Here is a 240-nt window from a genome sequence, read left to right on the forward strand (position 1 = left end):
GCCATTTGCACTATCGTTAGTCGCAATTGGACGTGTTTCGCCATAACCCATAGTACTTACACGCTCAGCCATAATCTGCTGGTTCACTAAGTAGTTTTTAACGCTTTGAGCACGTTCACGCGATAGGTTCATGTTGAAGCTATCTTTACCCGTACTGTCAGTATGCCCTTGCACACTAAGGTAGGTTTTTTCGTACTTGTTCATTACTTTAGCAATCGCATCTAACGTATCGTTAAAGCC

Annotated in this window: 1 protein-coding gene; it reads right to left on the reverse strand. The window is 42.9% G+C overall.

The features are described 5' to 3' along the window. Window positions 1–240, reverse strand: a 240-nt coding sequence (locus tag AAEZ18_RS19575; protein WP_352256119.1) for an OmpA family protein, incomplete at both ends; no start/stop codon positions are given.

Source organism: Pseudoalteromonas sp. 19-MNA-CIBAN-0066 (assembly GCF_040308705.1).
Taxonomy (GTDB): domain Bacteria; phylum Pseudomonadota; class Gammaproteobacteria; order Enterobacterales; family Alteromonadaceae; genus Pseudoalteromonas; species Pseudoalteromonas nigrifaciens.